This is a genomic window from Streptomyces venezuelae ATCC 10712 (genome assembly GCF_008639165.1).
Taxonomy (GTDB): domain Bacteria; phylum Actinomycetota; class Actinomycetes; order Streptomycetales; family Streptomycetaceae; genus Streptomyces; species Streptomyces venezuelae.
Map to the genome: position 1 here is coordinate 5,273,391 of NZ_CP029197.1, position 14,625 is coordinate 5,288,015.

Genomic DNA, 14,625 nt, shown 5'->3' on the forward strand with positions numbered 1-14,625 from the left:
CGGTCGGCCGTGCGGTGGGGGCGTCGGTTTTCAGCCGTTGGGGCGCTGGAGGCGCGCGACGAACTTGTACCGGTCGCCGCGGTAGACCGACCGTACCCACTCGACCGGCTCGCCCTGGGCGTCCAGGGAGTGGCGGGAGAGCATCAGCATCGGCAGGCCCACGTCCGTACCGAGCAGTCCTGCCTCGCGCGGGGTGGCGAGGGAGGTCTCGATGGTCTCCTCGGCCTCGGCGAGGTGCACGTCGTACACCTCGGCGAGCGCGGTGTACAAGGAGGTGTACTTCACAAGGGAGCGGCGCAGCGCGGGGAAGCGCTTCGCGGAGAGATGGGTGGTTTCGATCGCCATCGGTTCGCCGCTCGCGAGCCGCAGGCGCTCGATGCGCAGGACCCGTCCGCCGGCCGAGATGTCGAGCAGTCCGGCGAGCGTGTCGTCGGCGGTGACGTACCCGATGTCAAGGAGCTGCGAGGTGGGCTCGAGGCCCTGGGCGCGCATGTCCTCGGTGTACGAGGTGAGTTGCAGGGCCTGGGAGACCTTGGGCTTGGCCACGAAGGTGCCCTTGCCCTGGATGCGCTCCAGGCGTCCCTCGACGACGAGCTCCTGGAGGGCCTGGCGCACGGTGGTGCGCGAGGTGTCGAACTCGGCGGCGAGGGTGCGCTCGGGCGGGACCGGTGTGCCGGGCGGCAGGGTCTCCGTCATGTCGAGCAAATGCCGCTTCAGTCGGTAGTACTTGGGCACGCGCGCGGTACGGGTGGGCGCCCCACTCTCCGTCTCCGCGCTGCCCGCGTCCGTGGCCATGGCCTGCCTTCCCGACTCCTGTGCTGCTGCCGTCACCGGCTCCTCCGTCTGTCGCGGCTCACATGGTGGCACGGACCGGTCACGGGTCGTCGCCCTCCCTCAGGTGTCGGTCCGATAACGGACGCGACTGCCCTTCTTATACACCCTTGACACCCCTAAAGGTCTAGGCCAAGCTCCGGGTACTGGTCTAAACCATTAAAGACCAGGTCCCAGCCCCACGAGCACTACCTGACGTATGTCTTCGCGCGGTGGGCAGGGGTTGCAGGCATCCCTGAGGAGGGTGGCGTGAAGCGCAAGCTCATCGCGGCGATCGGCGTCGCAGGCATGATGGTCTCTATCGCTGCGTGCGGTTCCGACAGTGACAAGGGTAAGGACGGCGCCAAGGCGTCGGCCGGGGGCGACAAGACGCTGACGGTCTGGGTGATGGACGGCTCCGCGCCGGACGCCTGGATGGCCGAGGTGAACAAGGCCTTCGAGGCCAAGCACCCGGGCGTCAAGGTCAAGGTCGAGAAGCAGATCTGGAACGGCATCCAGGAGAAGGTCACCACCGCCCTCTCCGAGGACACCCCGCCGGACGTCCTGGAGCTCGGCAACACGCAGACCGCGGGCTACGCCGTCACCGGCGGACTCGCCGACCTGAGCGGCGACAAGGCCACCCTGGGCTACGACGCCTGGAACAAGGGCATGGTCGCGTCCAACGAGCTCGACGGCAAGCTCTACTCGGCCCCCTGGTACGCGGCCAACCGCGTCGTCGTCTACGACAAGGCCGCCTTCAAGAAGGCCGGCGTCACCCCGCCGAAGACCCGCGCCGAGTGGATCGAGGGCCTGAAGAAGCTCAAGGCCTCCGACCCGAAGTCGCAGGCGATCTACCTGCCCGGCCAGTCCTGGTACGTGCTCGCCGGCCTCATCTGGGACGAGGGCAGCGACCTCGCGGTCAAGGACGGCGACAAGTGGAAGGGCAACCTGTCCTCCCCCGAGGCCGCCAACGCCATGAACTTCTACAAGGAGCTGGCGTCCTACTCCACCGCTCCGAAGGACAAGGACGAGGCGACCCCGCAGCAGTCGACCGACATCGTCCCCAAGGGCGGCGTGGCGTCCTGGATCGGCCTCGGCTGGGAGGCCGGCGGCGCGATCGACGCCATGAAGAAGGCCGGCAAGACCGCCGACTTCGGCTACTTCCCGATCCCGGGCAAGACCGCCGACAAGCCGGGCTCCGTCTTCCTCGGCGGCTCGAACCTCGCCATCGCCGAGCGCTCCAAGAACAAGGACCTCGCGAAGGAGTGGCTGGCGCTCGCCGCCGGCAAGGAGTTCATGACGAAGTACGCGGCCGCCACCGAGGGCGCGCTGCTTCCGAACTCCGACGCGGCGCAGTTCAAGCCGGCCGCCGGTTCCTTCGCCGAGGCCATGGCCGCCTCCTCCGCCTCCGGCAAGGTCACCCCGGTCACCCCGGGCTGGGCGAACGTCGAGACCGCCCCGAACCCGATCAAGGACTACATGACCAAGGTCCTGAAGGGCGAGGACGCCAAGACGGCCGGCGAGGCCGCCGACAAGGTCATCAACGAGCGCATCAACCAGCAGTAATCCGTAGCCCGGTGGTGCGGCCGGTAGCGCACCGGCCGCACCACCGGCGCTTCACGAGTGATCAGCGGCCCGCTCCCCCGGGCCGCGCCCCGGTGGGCGCGGGAGCCCCAGAACCGCGAGGAATAAGACCATGACCGTGGACTCCCAGGGGACGGCGACCGCCGGTCCTCAGGACGCGCCCGGGAGGGCGGCAGGGAAGTCTCAGACTCCGCCACCTTCTTCGGGCCCGAAGGAAGTCCTTCAGCCTTCGCGCGGCAGACGTTCCCTGCCCAGCGGCTGGCTGCCGTACCTGCTCGTGGCGCCGGCCCTCCTTTCCATGGCGGTGCTGCTGCTCTACCCGCTGGTCCGCAATGTGATCCTCTCCTTCCAGCAGCTCAACCGGAAGGAATTCATCACCCGCGAGACCGTCTGGATCGGTTTCGACAACTACACCGAGCTCCTCGGTGACCCGGACTTCTGGTCCGTCGTCGTCCGGAGCATCGTCTTCACGGCCGTCAACGTCGCCCTCATCATGGCCATCGGCACGGGCATCGGCCTGCTGCTCAACCGCCTGGGCAAGAAGATGCGGCTGGTCCTCTCGCTGGCCCTGATGTTCGCCTGGGCCATGCCGATCGTCGCCTCCGTCACGGTCTTCCGCTGGCTCTTCGACGAGCAGTTCGGCGTCGTGAACTGGCTGATGCGCACCCTCGGCTTCGAGGGCTACGAGCAGCACAACTGGTTCGAGACCGGGTTCTCCACCCTGGTCATCATCATGATCCTGCTCGTCTGGGGCTCCATCCCGTTCGTCGCCCTCAACATGTACGCCGCCCTGACCACCATCGGGTCCGAGCTGTACGAGGCCGCGAAGATGGACGGCGCCAGCGGCTGGCGCACCTTCTGGGCCGTGGTCTTCCCGAACCTGAAGTCCTTCTTCATGATCACCACGTTCCTGGAGATCATCTGGATCTTCAAGGCGTTCGCCCAGGTGTACGCCATGAACCAGGGCGGCCCCGACCGCGGCTCCGAGACGCTCCCCGTCTTCGCCTACATCGAGGGCGTCGGCCAGTTCCACTACGGTGTCGCCGCCGCCATCTCCATCCTGACGATCGTGATGCTCATCGCGGTCATGTCCTTCTACTTCCGCCTGATCCTGAAGCAGGAGGAGGAGCTGTGAGCGCCACCACCCAGACTCCGCAGAAGCTGCGCACCAGGAAGCCGCTCTCGGTCGGCGTCGTCGCCAAGAACCTCACCGCCCTCGTGCTCGCGGTCGTGTTCGTCTTCCCCGTGTACTGGATGTTCTCGTCCTCGCTGAAGCCGCAGCACGAGATCATGACGAAGGACCCCGTCTTCGTCTTCACCCCGACGTTCGAGAACTACACGACCGCCACCGGGGTCGACCTGTTCTGGACCTATGTCACCAACAGCCTCATGGTGACCATCGGCGCCGTGCTGCTCGCCCTGCTCGTCGCGCTGGCCGCGAGCTTCGCGATCGCCCGGATGAAGTTCAAGGGCCGCAAGGGCATCGTCCTCGTCGTGATGATGGCGCAGATGGCCCCCTGGGAGGTCATGGTCATCGCGATGTACATGATCTCCCGTGAGAACGACCTGCTGAACAGCATCCCGACGCTCACGCTCATCTACTTCGTGATGGTCCTCCCCTTCACGATCTGGACCCTGCGCGGCTTCATCGCCGCCGTCCCGGTCGAGCTGGAGGAGGCCGCGCAGATCGACGGCTGCACCCGGGGCCAGGCGTTCCGCAAGGTGATCTTCCCGCTGCTCGCCCCCGGCCTGATGTCGACCTCGCTCTTCGGCTTCATCACCGCCTGGAACGAGTTCGCCATGATCCTCATGCTGAACAAGGAGAAGGAGTCGCAGACCCTGACGCTCTGGCTGACCCAGTTCCAGACCGCGTTCGGCAGCGACTGGGGCGCCACCATGGCCGCCTCCACGCTCTTCGCTCTCCCCGTGCTCGTCGTCTTCCTCTTCCTCCAGCGCAAGGCCGTCGGCGGCATGACCGCCGGCGCGGTGAAGGGATAAGGGCTCCCCATGACCACACTCGTACACGGCACGGACACCCTGACCCGTGACGCGCTCACGGTGCTCCAGCCCGGCTTCGTCGGCACCACCGCGCCCGACTGGCTGCTCCGCCGCATCGGCGAGGGCCTGTCGTCGGTCGGTCTCTTCGGCCGGAACATCGTCAGCCCCGAGCAGCTCACCGCGCTCACCGCGCAGCTGAGGGCCGAGCGGGACGACGTCCTCGTCGCCATCGACGAGGAGGGCGGCGACGTCACCCGCCTGGAGGTCAAGCAGGGTTCGTCCTTCCCCGGCAACTACGCGCTGGGCAGCGTCGACGACGTCGAGCTCACCCGGGCCGTGGCCCGCGAGCTCGGCCGCCGGCTCGCCGCCTGCGGAGTCGACCTCAACTGGGCGCCCTCCGCCGACGTCAACTCCAACGCCGAGAACCCGGTCATCGGCGTCCGCTCCTTCGGGGCGGACCCGGACCTGGTCGCCCGGCACACCGTGGCGTACGTCGACGGCCTCCAGGGCGTCGGGGTCGCGGCCTGCACCAAGCACTTCCCCGGACACGGCGACACCAACGTCGACTCCCACGACGCGCTGCCCCGGATCGATGTGGACCTCGCCACACTGCACGCCCGTGAGCTGGTGCCTTTCCGCGCGGCCGTCGCCGCGGGTACCAAAGCGGTGATGAGCGCGCATATCCTGCTCTCCGCGCTCGACCCCCACCGCCCGGCCACCCTGAGCCCGCAGATCCTCACCGGTCTGCTCCGCCAGGAACTGGGCTTCGAGGGGCTCATCGTCACGGACGGCATGGAGATGCAGGCCGTCGCGGCGACGTACGGCATCGAGCGCGGATCCGTCCTCGCCATCGCCGCGGGCGCCGACGCCATCTGCGTCGGCGGCGGGCTGTGCGACGAGGACACCGTGCTGCGGCTGCGCGACGCGCTCGTGACCGCGGTACGGACCGGTGAACTGCCCGAGGAGCGGCTGGCCGACGCCGCGGCGCGCGTGCGCGCCCTGGCGTCCTGGACCCAGGCGCACCGGGTCAGGGGGGCTGGATCGGTGCCGGGCGCGGCAGTGCAGGAGGGGACCGCGCCCGGCGCCGACATCGGACTCGTCGCCGCCCGCAGGGCCCTGAAGGTGACCCGCGGGGAGCGCCCGTACACGCCGATGACCGGCGCCCCCTACGTGGCCGCCTTCACCCCCGTCGCGAACTTCGCGGTCGGCGACGAGACCCCCTGGGGCATCGCCGCCGAGCTGGAGCGGCTGCTGCCCGGCACGGAGACCGGCTCCTTCGCCGACGCCTCGACGGAGGCCGTCCTGGCCGCCGCGGGGGAGCGGCGGATCGTGGCGGTCGTACGGGACCTCCACCGGCACCCGTGGATGACCGAGGCGCTGGACGGCCTGGTCGCGGCCCGCCCCGACACGGTCGTGGTCGAGATGGGCCTCAACGAGGCGGAGCCCCGCGGGGCCCTGCACGTCGCCACGCACGGCGCGGCCCGGGTCTGCGGCCGCGCGGCCGCCGAGGCCGTGGTCGGCACCGGCGCCTGAGCGCCCGTACGAGGAAGGGGCCCGGCACCTGATCCAGGTGCCGGGCCCCTTTTCTCGCGTCCGGTCCTAGATGCCCTGCCAGGCGGGCTTGTTGGCGAAGGTGTGGCGGAAGTAGTCCGCGAGCTTCAGCTTGGAGGCGGCGGCCTCGTCCACCACGACCGTGGCGTGCGGGTGCAGCTGGAGCGCGGAGGCCGGCACGAGCGCCGCGACGGGACCCTCGACGGTCTGCGCCACGGCCTCGGCCTTGCCCTCGCCGGTGGCGAGCAGCACCAGGTGACGGGCCTCCAGGATGGTGCCGATGCCCTGGGTGATGACGTGGTGCGGCACCTGCTCGATGTCGTTGTCGAAGAAGCGGGCGTTGTCCACGCGGGTCTGCTCGGTGAGCGTCTTGATCCGGGTGCGGGAGGCGAGCGAGGAGCACGGCTCGTTGAAGCCGATGTGCCCGTCGGTGCCGATGCCGAGGATCTGGAGGTCCACGCCGCCGGCCTCGGACAGCGCCCGGTCGTAGGCCTCGCAGGCCGCCAGGACGTCCTCGGCGGAGCCGTCGGGGCCCATGAAGGCCTCCGGGGAGAGCCCGAGCGGCTCGACGACCTGGCGCAGCACGGTGGAGCGGTACGACTCGGGGTGACCCGAGGGCAGGCCCACGTACTCGTCCAGCTGGGCGATCCGGGCGCGGGAGGCGTCCACGGAGCCGGCCGAGACCTGGGCGATCAGGGCGTCGTAGATGGGCAGCGGAGTCGAGCCCGTGGCCACGCCGAGCAGCGCGTCGGGCTTGCGGCGCAGGAGGTCGGCGATGCCGTCCGCGATGAGCTCGCCGCCCGCCTTGGCGTCCTTGACGATGACAACTTCCACGCTGTGCCTGCCGATCTGGTGAGGGGCTGGGGGAGGAGCCGTGTGGTATAGACCAATCTAAGTCCAAATCTAGCAGAGGAGGGCCCTTCCCCTCATGCCGTTCCGCACCCCGGACGCCCCCGGTACGCCCGCGCCGCCTCCATCGTCGACCGCCCCGGCCCCACCAGCCACTCGAACCCCCCGCGCCCCACTGGTCAGGCGAGCGAGCCTCCCGTCACGTCGATCCACTGCCCGGTGATCCAGCGCCCGTCGTGCGAGGCGAGGAAGGCCACCACGTCCGCTATGTCCTCCGGGGTGCCGACCTTGCCCAGCGCCGACATCGCCTCCGCCCCCGCCCAGGCCTCGTCGTTCCCCCGCAGCCAGCCCGCGTTGATGTCGGTGTCCACGATGCCCGGCGCCACCGCGTTGACCGTGATCCCGCGCGGGCCCAGCACCTTCGACAGATAGCGGGTGAACACGTCCAGCGCGCCCTTCGACATCGCGTACGCCATCAGGTCCGGCATCACCGCCGCGTGCGAGAGGCCCGTCGAGACGTTCACGATCCGGCCCCCGTCGCGCAGCCGCTCCGCGCCGAGCCGGGCGAGGAAGAAGGGTGCCCTGGTGTTGACCGCGAAGATCCGCTCGTACTCCTCGGCGGTGATCGTCGCGAACGGGGCGGAGGCCCCGATCCCCGCGTTGTTCACCAGGATGTCCAGGCCGTCGGCGTGGGCGTCGAACGCCGCCCACAGCGCCTCCGCGTCCCCCGGGACCCCCAGCTCCTGCCCGATCGCGAAGGCCTCGCCGCCGGCCGCCTCGATCGCCGCGACCGTCTCCTTGGCCGCCGCCTCGTTGGAGCCGTAGTGCACCGCGACCCGCGCGCCGTCCCGGCCGAGCCGCTCGGCGATTCCCCTCCCGATGCCCCGGCTGCCGCCCGTCACCAGTGCGGTCCTTCCGGCCAGCCTCCCCGTCGTCTCCCCCGTGGTCCTGCGGTCGAGCCCGAGCACGCCCATGGCGACGCCCCCCTCATTCTGTAGCGGTCGTTATGGAATGACCGTACCCCACTTCCGTAGCACCCGCTATAGAATTCACTCCATGGTGACGACACGGCGTGGCCGACCCCGCTCCTTCGACCGCCCCACGGCCCTGGAGAAGGCGACCATGGCCTTCTGGGAGCACGGCTACGAGACGACCTCCGTCGCCGACCTCACCCGCGCCATGGGCATCAGCGCCCCCAGCCTCTATGCCGCCTTCGGCGACAAGAAGACGCTGTTCGAGGAGGTCGTCGAGGTCTACGCGGGCTCGTACGGCGCGTACGGAGGGCGGGCCTTCGCGGAGGAGCCGACCGCCCGCGGCGCCATCGGCCGGGTCCTGGCCGAGGCCGCCGAGCTCTTCACGGAGCCGGGCCACCCCCGCGGCTGCCTGATGATCTCCGCCGCGATCAACTGCTCGACCCCCGAGGTCGAGGAGGCCCTGCGCGAGCGCCGAAATCGCAACCTGGCCTCCTTCGAGACCCGGATACACCAGGGCGTCGACGCCGGGGAGCTGCCGGCCGACACCGACGCCCGGGCCCTCGCCCGGTTCAGCGGCGCCGTCCTCCAGGGCATGTCCCAGCAGGCCCGCGACGGGGCGACGAAGGAGGAACTGGCGGCCGTGGCGGAGTGGGCCATGCGGTCCTGGCCCGCGGCGGAGTGAGGCCCGGCCCGGCCGGCCGGTCGGGGCCCGCACCCGCGGAACGGCCACCGCACCCGCGGAACGGCCCCGGAAACACCCGCGGGCCGCGGCGCCCGGCGGGACCCTCAGCCCGCCCGGCACCGCAGCCCGGAGTTTGCTCCGGCCGGGGGTGTGCGGTCCCTCGGCCGTGTGGGAGGTCTCGACGCAGTCAGGGCAGAGAGCGTCGGGTACCTCGTTCCATCCTCCTGTGCGGGGAGGATGGAGGTCTATTGCGTTCATTGTGGACTAGACCATTCTTGTCTGTCCATCCACAGGAACGCGGTGCTTCCTGGCCCATCCTCCAGCACGGAGCGCCGGAGATCCAGGTTCACCGCCCCTTTATTCCGCGGGTACGCTCGCACCGTGCCCTCCATGAACGACCTCGTGCGCCAGCACACCGCCCTGAGCGACTCGGACCTCGAGTGGCTCCACCTGCTGGTGTCGGAGTGGCAGCTGCTCTCCGACCTCTCCTTCGCCGACCTCGTCCTCTGGGTCCCGACCCTCGACGGCACGCGGTACGTCTCCGTCGCCCAGATGCGGCCGAACACCGGCCCCACCTCCTACCAGGACGACATGGTCGGCCACCTGGTGCCGCGCGGCCGCCGTCCGCTGCTCGACGCCGCCCTCGACGAGGGCCGGATCGTCCGCGAGGGCGACCCCGAGTGGCGCGAGGAGGTCCCGGTACGGGTCGAGTCCATCCCGGTGCGCCGTGAGGGCCGGGTCCTCGGCGTCATCGCCCGCAACACCAACCTGCTGACCGTCCGCACCCCCTCCCGGCTGGAGCTCACCTACCTCCAGTCGGCCTCCGACCTCGCCCAGATGATCGCGGCCGGGACCTTTCCCTTCCCCGGCGAGCAGGTCGACATGGACTCCTCGCCGCGGGCCGGCGACGGGCTCGTCCGCCTCGACGCCGAGGGCATCGTCCAGTACGCCTCGCCCAACGCCCTCTCCGCGTACCACCGGCTGGGCCTGGCCGCCGACCTCGTCGGCCAGCACCTGGGCCAGATCACCGCCGAACTCGCTCCCTCCCGGGGGCCGGTGGACGAGGCACTGGTCACCCTGGCCTCCGGCTACGCGCCGCGCGAGTTCGAGGTCGAGGGCAACGGCGGGGTGATCCAGCTGCGGGCGATCCCGCTCAAGCCCAAGGGCACCCGCATCGGTTCGCTCGTCCTGCTCCGGGACGTCACCGAACTGCGCCGCCGCGAGCGCGAGTTGATCACCAAGGACGCCACCATCCGGGAGATCCACCACCGGGTGAAGAACAACCTCCAGACGGTGGCCGCCCTGTTGCGCCTCCAGGCCCGCCGGATGGACTCCGAGGGCGGCCGCGAGGCCCTCAACGAGGCCGTGCGGCGCGTGGGTTCGATCGCGATCGTCCATGAGACGCTGTCCCAGAACCTGGACGAGCGGGTGGAGTTCGACGAGATCGCCGACCGGGTGATCGCGATGGTCGCCGAGATCTCCCCGGGCAAGGTCACCTGCCGGCGCAACGGCCGCTTCGGCATCCTCGACGCCGAGGTCGCGACCCCGCTCTCGATGGTCCTCACCGAGATCCTGCAGAACGCCCTGGAGCACGCGTTCGCTCCGGGCGACGAGGGTGCGGTGGAGGTCACGGCCGTGCGCGGCGACTCCCGGACCGACGCCCGGCTCCTGATCACGGTCCAGGACGACGGCCGCGGTCTGCCCGAGGGCTTCGACCCGCAGCGGGCGGGCAACCTCGGCCTGCAGATCGTACGGACCCTGGTGGAAGGGGAGTTGGGCGGTTCCTTCGACATGCTGCCGGGCGCCGAGCGCGGCACGAAGGTGGTCCTCGACATTCCCGTACAGCCGCAGAAGTGACCGGCCGGGCCCGTACAGCCGCAGAAGTGACCGGCCGGGCCCGAACAGCAGCGAGCCCCGGACCGAAGGAGTCGGTCCGGGGCTCGAATGCTGTGGGTTACTGCTGCGCGCTGCGGCTCAAGAGCGGTGAATGCATACGCGATGTATGCGCCGCCGGCCTCAGGCTGTCGGTGGGCGTCAGGCGCTGGCGTTACGCGCCCGGTTGCGAGCGGCGCGGCGCTTCATCGCGCGGCGCTCGTCCTCGCTGAGGCCACCCCAGACGCCGGAGTCCTGGCCGGACTCGAGCGCCCACTGCAGGCACTGCTCCATGACGGGGCAGCGGCGACAGACGGCCTTGGCTTCCTCGATCTGCAGCAGCGCAGGACCGGTGTTGCCGATGGGGAAGAACAGCTCGGGGTCTTCCTCACGACAAACGGCGTTGTGACGCCAGTCCATGGCTGCTACCTCTCTAGGGTGTTACAAGCTGGTTGCTTGTGAATGTGAACGCTTTCACGAATCCCCCCGCAAGGGAAGGGCCGACTGCCAGATCAACTGGTGTGGTCCTAAGACTGAGGAGGGGTTCTGGCTCTCAGTGGAGGCCGGTGTTGCGGGCCGTCCCGATCGCCAAGAAGAGACTCCCAAACCCCAGCAACGGATACAACCCCTTCCGGAAAGTTTTTTTTGATTCCTCGGTGTCGGCTAGGTCACAGCCGTACTTCTAAGGGGTGGATGCGCGCCTAAACGTTCGAGTGAAAGGACTTTGGGCCCTTCCACTCACACAATCACACGCAGTGCACGGCGAACGCCTGTGAACGTCACGCTCGTACGCAGTCCCAGGTGGTCTCCGTCCATCTGCAGGGGGAGGGGGACCTTCGAATGCAAGGTGAAGTCGGTCAGGTCGTGCAGAGACACCGCATGCTTGCCGCGCGGCCCTCGTTCCGGGGTCGAGGTGAGCAGCTGAGTGGCGTACCGGGCCACCGCCGGAGTGGAAAGACGGCGCAGTCCGAGCACGTCGAGCGCCGTTTCGAAGGACGCCTCCGGGGACGCGTACACCGGACGATTGCCCAGGTAGGTCCAGGGGGAGGTGTTGCAGATTATGGAGAGCACCAGGTCCTCGACCGGCTCCGCGCCGGGCCGCTCCAGGGTGATCGTGCCGTGCCGGCGGTTCGGCTCCTCCAGGAACTGCCGCACCACCTGGCGGAGGTAGAGGGCGTGGGTGGATCTCTTCCCGCGCTCCCGCTGCTGTTCGACCCGGCCGATGACACTCGCGTCGAAACCGAGACCGGCGCAGAAGGTGAACCAGCGGGCCGGGACCGATTCGTCCTCCGTGCCCGGCGTCCCCGAGGCCAGCCCGAGGCTCACTGTGCGTGCACGGCGCTCACGCAGCGCGTCGAGGAGCGCGCCGGTCGCCTCCACGGCGTCGTTCGGCAGTCCGAGCGCCCGGGCGAACACGTTCGTCGAGCCGCCGGGCACCACCGCGAGGCCGGGCAGCCGGTCCGGATCGGGCCCGCCGTGCAGCAGCCCGTTCACGACCTCGTTCACCGTGCCGTCGCCGCCGAGGGCCACCACGAGGTCGATCGTCCCGGAGTCCGCGGCCCGCCGGGCCAGGTCGCGCGCGTGCCCCCGGTACTCGGTGGTGACCGCCTCCAGCTTCATCTCGCTCGCCAGCGCGTGGATGAGGACGTCACGGGTGCGGGCACTGGTGGTGGTGGCTGCCGGATTGACCACGAGAAGTGCGCGCATGAGCGCCAGGGTACCTACCCGGCGGTACCCGGGCCCAGCCGAGCCCGGTCCGCGGACGGGGCTCGACCGGCTTCGGCCGCGCCGCCGCGCCCCCGCTACCCTGCCCTCTATGAGCAGTGCGGAGCAGACCCCCCGACCCGTCCGCCTCACCGCCGCGGCGGTCGTGGCCGGTATCGAGGCCCTCGGACTCGTCGCCGGTGGCGTGTACATGTTGGTGGACGCCCTGACCGGGACGTCCGGCGACCTCACCGGCGCGGTGACCGGCGCTGTGACGCTCGTCGCACTCGGTCTGATCCCGCTCGCCGCCGCCCGCGGGCTCTGGCTGCGCCGCTCCTGGAGCCGCGGCCCGGCCGTGATCACCCAGATCCTCGCCCTGCCGGTCGCCTGGCAGATGCTCCAGGCGAACAGCGCGATGATCCCGGCCGGAATCGTCCTCGGCGTCCTGGCCGTCGCCGGGCTCGTCCTTCTGGTGAACCCGGCCACGACCGAGGCGCTCGGCATCCGCCGCCCCGGCCAGGACTCCGTCTAGGCCCCCTACTCCTCGACCAGAAGCTTCTCCCGAAGCGACGCCAGGGTCCGCGCCAGCAGCCGGGACACGTGCATCTGCGAGATGCCGACCTCCTGCGCGATCTGCGACTGGGTCATGTTCCCGAAGAAGCGAAGCAGCAGGATCCGCTTCTCCCGGGGCGGCAGGTCCTCCAGCAGCGGCTTGAGCGACTCGCGGTACTCGACCCCTTCCAGGGCCTCGTCCTCCGCGCCGAGCGTGTCCGCCACCGCCGGCGACTCGTCGTCCGTGTCGGGGACGTCCAGCGAGAGCGTCGAGTAGGCGTTCGCCGACTCCAGACCCTCCAGGACCTCCTCCTCCGAGATCCCGAGCCGCTCCGCCAGCTCGTGCACCGTCGGCGAGCGGCCGTGCTGCTGGGAGAGCTCGGCCGTCGCCGTGGTCAGCGAGAGCCGCAGCTCCTGGAGCCGGCGCGGCACCCGCACCGCCCAGCCCTTGTCACGGAAGTGGCGCTTGATCTCCCCGACGACCGTGGGGGTCGCGTACGTCGAGAACTCGACGCCGCGCTCCGGGTCGAACCGGTCCACGGACTTGATCAGCCCGATCGTCGCCACCTGGGTCAGGTCGTCCAGCGGCTCGCCGCGGTTGCGGAAGCGCCGGGCCAGGTGCTCGACCAGCGGCAGGTGCATCCGCACCAGCTGGTTGCGGAGCTCCGCCTTCTCCGGGGAGCCCTCGGGCAGCTCGCGCAGCGTGACGAAGAGGGCGCGGGCGCCGCTCCGGTCGTGCGGGTCCGGGACGGCGGGGGGCTCGTCCGGGACCTCGTCGGCCCCGGCCTCGTCGGCGGGCTTCGCCGCCTCCGCGACCGCACCGCCCGCACCGTCCGCCTCGCCCGCCCCGGGGGAGGAGACCGCACTCGCGGGGCCCCGGGGGGCCTCGGAGACACCTGGTGTCTCGGGAACCTCGTGGTGCTGCTCGTGCTCGCTCATCTGGTCCGCCTGCTCCGTAGCGACCTCATACGGCCGTGCCTGCTGCTCAGGGAAGCCGGCCGTCGCGTCCCCGCGCCTCACGCCGGGCCTGGCCCCGCGCCGCGCTGTTTGTACAGGCTGATCGAGACCGTCCGGTCCTCGGCCACCGACGACTCCACCTTCCCGGCCAGCGCCGACAGCACCGTCCAGGCGAAGGTGTCCCGCTCGGGCGCCCGGCCGTCGGTGGTCGGGGCGGAGACGGTCACGTCGAGGGAGTCGTCGACCAGCCGGAAGACACAGCTGAGGACGGACCCCGGCACGGCCTGCTGGAGCAGGATGGCGCAGGCCTCGTCGACCGCGATCCGCAAGTCCTCGATCTCGTCGAGGGTGAAGTCCAAGCGCGCCGCGAGGCCGGCCGTGGCCGTACGCAGCACGGACAGATAGGCACCCGCAGCGGGCAGCCGGACTTCCACGAAGTCCTGGGTCCCGGGCTCGCCTGCGATCTGGGACACCCTCACCTCCAAGGTGGCACAAGCTCATTCGGGGCTCGGGGGGAGAGGCCCCCGAACCGGGCGGTACGCAGGGGGCTGCGCAGTCCGCCGTGACGCTATCGCGATCCGTCCCGCCGTGTCGCCGTGAGCCCCCGCCCCCAACGGCCCCCCGGCCACCGGTCGTCACCCATGGTAGGCCCATGGGTGCGGACGGTGGGTAGGGGTCTGCGGGAGCCGGAACCGAGCGACCGGCGGAGGGGTGACGTACCCAACCGGAAGGCGGGCGAATCGTCGAACGGCCGAATCGCCGGACGGTCGTACGATCGGCCCGGCCGGCCCGCGGCCCGCCGTTTCGGCCCGGGGTCCTAGACCAGCGCCCCGTCCACGAAGCACCAGCGCCAGGCCTCGCCCGGCTCGAAGGTCCGCATCACCGGGTGCCCCGTCGTCGTGAAGTGCCCCGTCGCGTGCCGCCCCACCGAGGAGTCGCAGCAGCCCACGTGCCCGCAGCTCAGACAGATCCGGAGCTGGACCGGATGCGTACCGTCCGCCAGGCACTCGGGGCAGGTGTCGGCCAGCGGCGCCGGTTCGGGGCGCGGCATTTCGGCAACGTGCGGGCACTCGCTCATGATGGCCAGGTTAC

Annotated in this window: 15 protein-coding genes; 7 read left to right on the forward strand and 8 right to left on the reverse strand. The window is 70.4% G+C overall.

All coding sequences use genetic code 11. The annotated features are described in order from the left end of the window. Positions 1-30: 30 nt before the first annotated feature. Positions 31-795 carry a GntR family transcriptional regulator gene (locus DEJ43_RS24545; RefSeq protein ID WP_015036082.1) on the reverse strand — a complete coding sequence of 255 codons (765 nt, stop codon included), beginning with the start codon at positions 793-795 and terminating at the stop codon, positions 31-33. Between the two features lie 285 nt (positions 796-1,080). Between DEJ43_RS24545 and DEJ43_RS24550 the strand changes: the two genes are divergently transcribed. The 4 genes from DEJ43_RS24550 to DEJ43_RS24565 all read left to right on the forward strand — a co-directional run bounded on the left by DEJ43_RS24550 (position 1,081) and on the right by DEJ43_RS24565 (position 5,925). Beyond that, the gene (locus DEJ43_RS24550; RefSeq protein ID WP_015036083.1) at positions 1,081-2,376 is read left to right on the forward strand and encodes an extracellular solute-binding protein; all 1,296 of its coding nucleotides are present in this window, start codon (positions 1,081-1,083) and stop codon (positions 2,374-2,376) included. A gap of 130 nt (positions 2,377-2,506) precedes the next feature. Then, positions 2,507-3,529 carry a carbohydrate ABC transporter permease gene (locus DEJ43_RS24555; RefSeq protein WP_051025931.1) on the forward strand — a complete coding sequence of 341 codons (1,023 nt, stop codon included), beginning with the start codon at positions 2,507-2,509 and terminating at the stop codon, positions 3,527-3,529. Beyond that, positions 3,526-4,392 (forward strand): carbohydrate ABC transporter permease, encoded by an 867-nt coding sequence (locus DEJ43_RS24560; RefSeq protein WP_015036085.1) that lies wholly within the window; start codon positions 3,526-3,528, stop codon positions 4,390-4,392. The genes DEJ43_RS24555 and DEJ43_RS24560 overlap by 4 nt, the downstream gene beginning before the upstream one ends. Before the next feature lie 9 nt (positions 4,393-4,401). Then, the gene (locus tag DEJ43_RS24565; protein WP_015036086.1) at positions 4,402-5,925 is read left to right on the forward strand and encodes a glycoside hydrolase family 3 protein; all 1,524 of its coding nucleotides are present in this window, start codon (positions 4,402-4,404) and stop codon (positions 5,923-5,925) included. A 66-nt stretch (positions 5,926-5,991) separates the two neighbouring features. Here DEJ43_RS24565 and nagB read toward each other — a convergent pair whose 3' ends face one another. Next, on the reverse strand, positions 5,992-6,777 hold the full coding sequence (gene nagB, locus DEJ43_RS24570) for a glucosamine-6-phosphate deaminase (protein WP_015036087.1): 786 nt from the start codon (positions 6,775-6,777) through the stop codon (positions 5,992-5,994). 194 nt (positions 6,778-6,971) lie between these two features. Then, on the reverse strand, positions 6,972-7,766 hold the full coding sequence (locus DEJ43_RS24575; protein ID WP_015036088.1) for an SDR family oxidoreductase: 795 nt from the start codon (positions 7,764-7,766) through the stop codon (positions 6,972-6,974). A gap of 82 nt (positions 7,767-7,848) precedes the next feature. On the opposite strand from DEJ43_RS24575, the gene DEJ43_RS24580 reads away from it, so the two are divergent. Both DEJ43_RS24580 and DEJ43_RS24585 read left to right on the forward strand, forming a co-directional pair. Then, positions 7,849-8,448: a TetR/AcrR family transcriptional regulator gene (locus DEJ43_RS24580; protein WP_015036089.1), complete on the forward strand. Its 600-nt coding sequence runs from the start codon at positions 7,849-7,851 to the stop codon at positions 8,446-8,448. A 390-nt stretch (positions 8,449-8,838) separates the two neighbouring features. Beyond that, positions 8,839-10,305, forward strand: coding sequence for a sensor histidine kinase (locus DEJ43_RS24585; protein ID WP_041662856.1), 1,467 nt, complete (start codon positions 8,839-8,841; stop codon positions 10,303-10,305). A gap of 177 nt (positions 10,306-10,482) precedes the next feature. On the opposite strand, the gene DEJ43_RS24590 is transcribed toward DEJ43_RS24585, so the two are convergent. Further along, a complete protein-coding gene (locus tag DEJ43_RS24590) occupies positions 10,483-10,740 on the reverse strand; it encodes a WhiB family transcriptional regulator (RefSeq protein WP_003953983.1) in 258 nt (85 codons plus the stop codon). Positions 10,741-11,058: 318 nt separating this feature from the next. After that, on the reverse strand, positions 11,059-12,027 hold the full coding sequence (locus DEJ43_RS24595; protein ID WP_015036091.1) for a diacylglycerol/lipid kinase family protein: 969 nt from the start codon (positions 12,025-12,027) through the stop codon (positions 11,059-11,061). A gap of 109 nt (positions 12,028-12,136) precedes the next feature. Between DEJ43_RS24595 and DEJ43_RS24600 the strand changes: the two genes are divergently transcribed. Continuing rightward, positions 12,137-12,556: a hypothetical protein gene (locus DEJ43_RS24600; RefSeq protein WP_015036092.1), complete on the forward strand. Its 420-nt coding sequence runs from the start codon at positions 12,137-12,139 to the stop codon at positions 12,554-12,556. A 5-nt stretch (positions 12,557-12,561) separates the two neighbouring features. On the opposite strand, the gene DEJ43_RS24605 is transcribed toward DEJ43_RS24600, so the two are convergent. From DEJ43_RS24605 to DEJ43_RS24615, 3 genes are all read right to left on the reverse strand, one after another. Next, complete coding sequence (locus DEJ43_RS24605; RefSeq protein WP_015036093.1) at positions 12,562-13,596, reverse strand: RNA polymerase sigma factor SigF; 1,035 nt, start codon at positions 13,594-13,596, stop codon at positions 12,562-12,564. Then, a complete protein-coding gene (locus DEJ43_RS24610; RefSeq protein ID WP_015036094.1) occupies positions 13,593-14,006 on the reverse strand; it encodes an ATP-binding protein in 414 nt (137 codons plus the stop codon). The genes DEJ43_RS24605 and DEJ43_RS24610 overlap by 4 nt, the downstream gene beginning before the upstream one ends. A gap of 344 nt (positions 14,007-14,350) precedes the next feature. After that, positions 14,351-14,611 carry a UBP-type zinc finger domain-containing protein gene (locus DEJ43_RS24615; protein WP_015036095.1) on the reverse strand — a complete coding sequence of 87 codons (261 nt, stop codon included), beginning with the start codon at positions 14,609-14,611 and terminating at the stop codon, positions 14,351-14,353. Positions 14,612-14,625 lie beyond the last annotated feature (14 nt).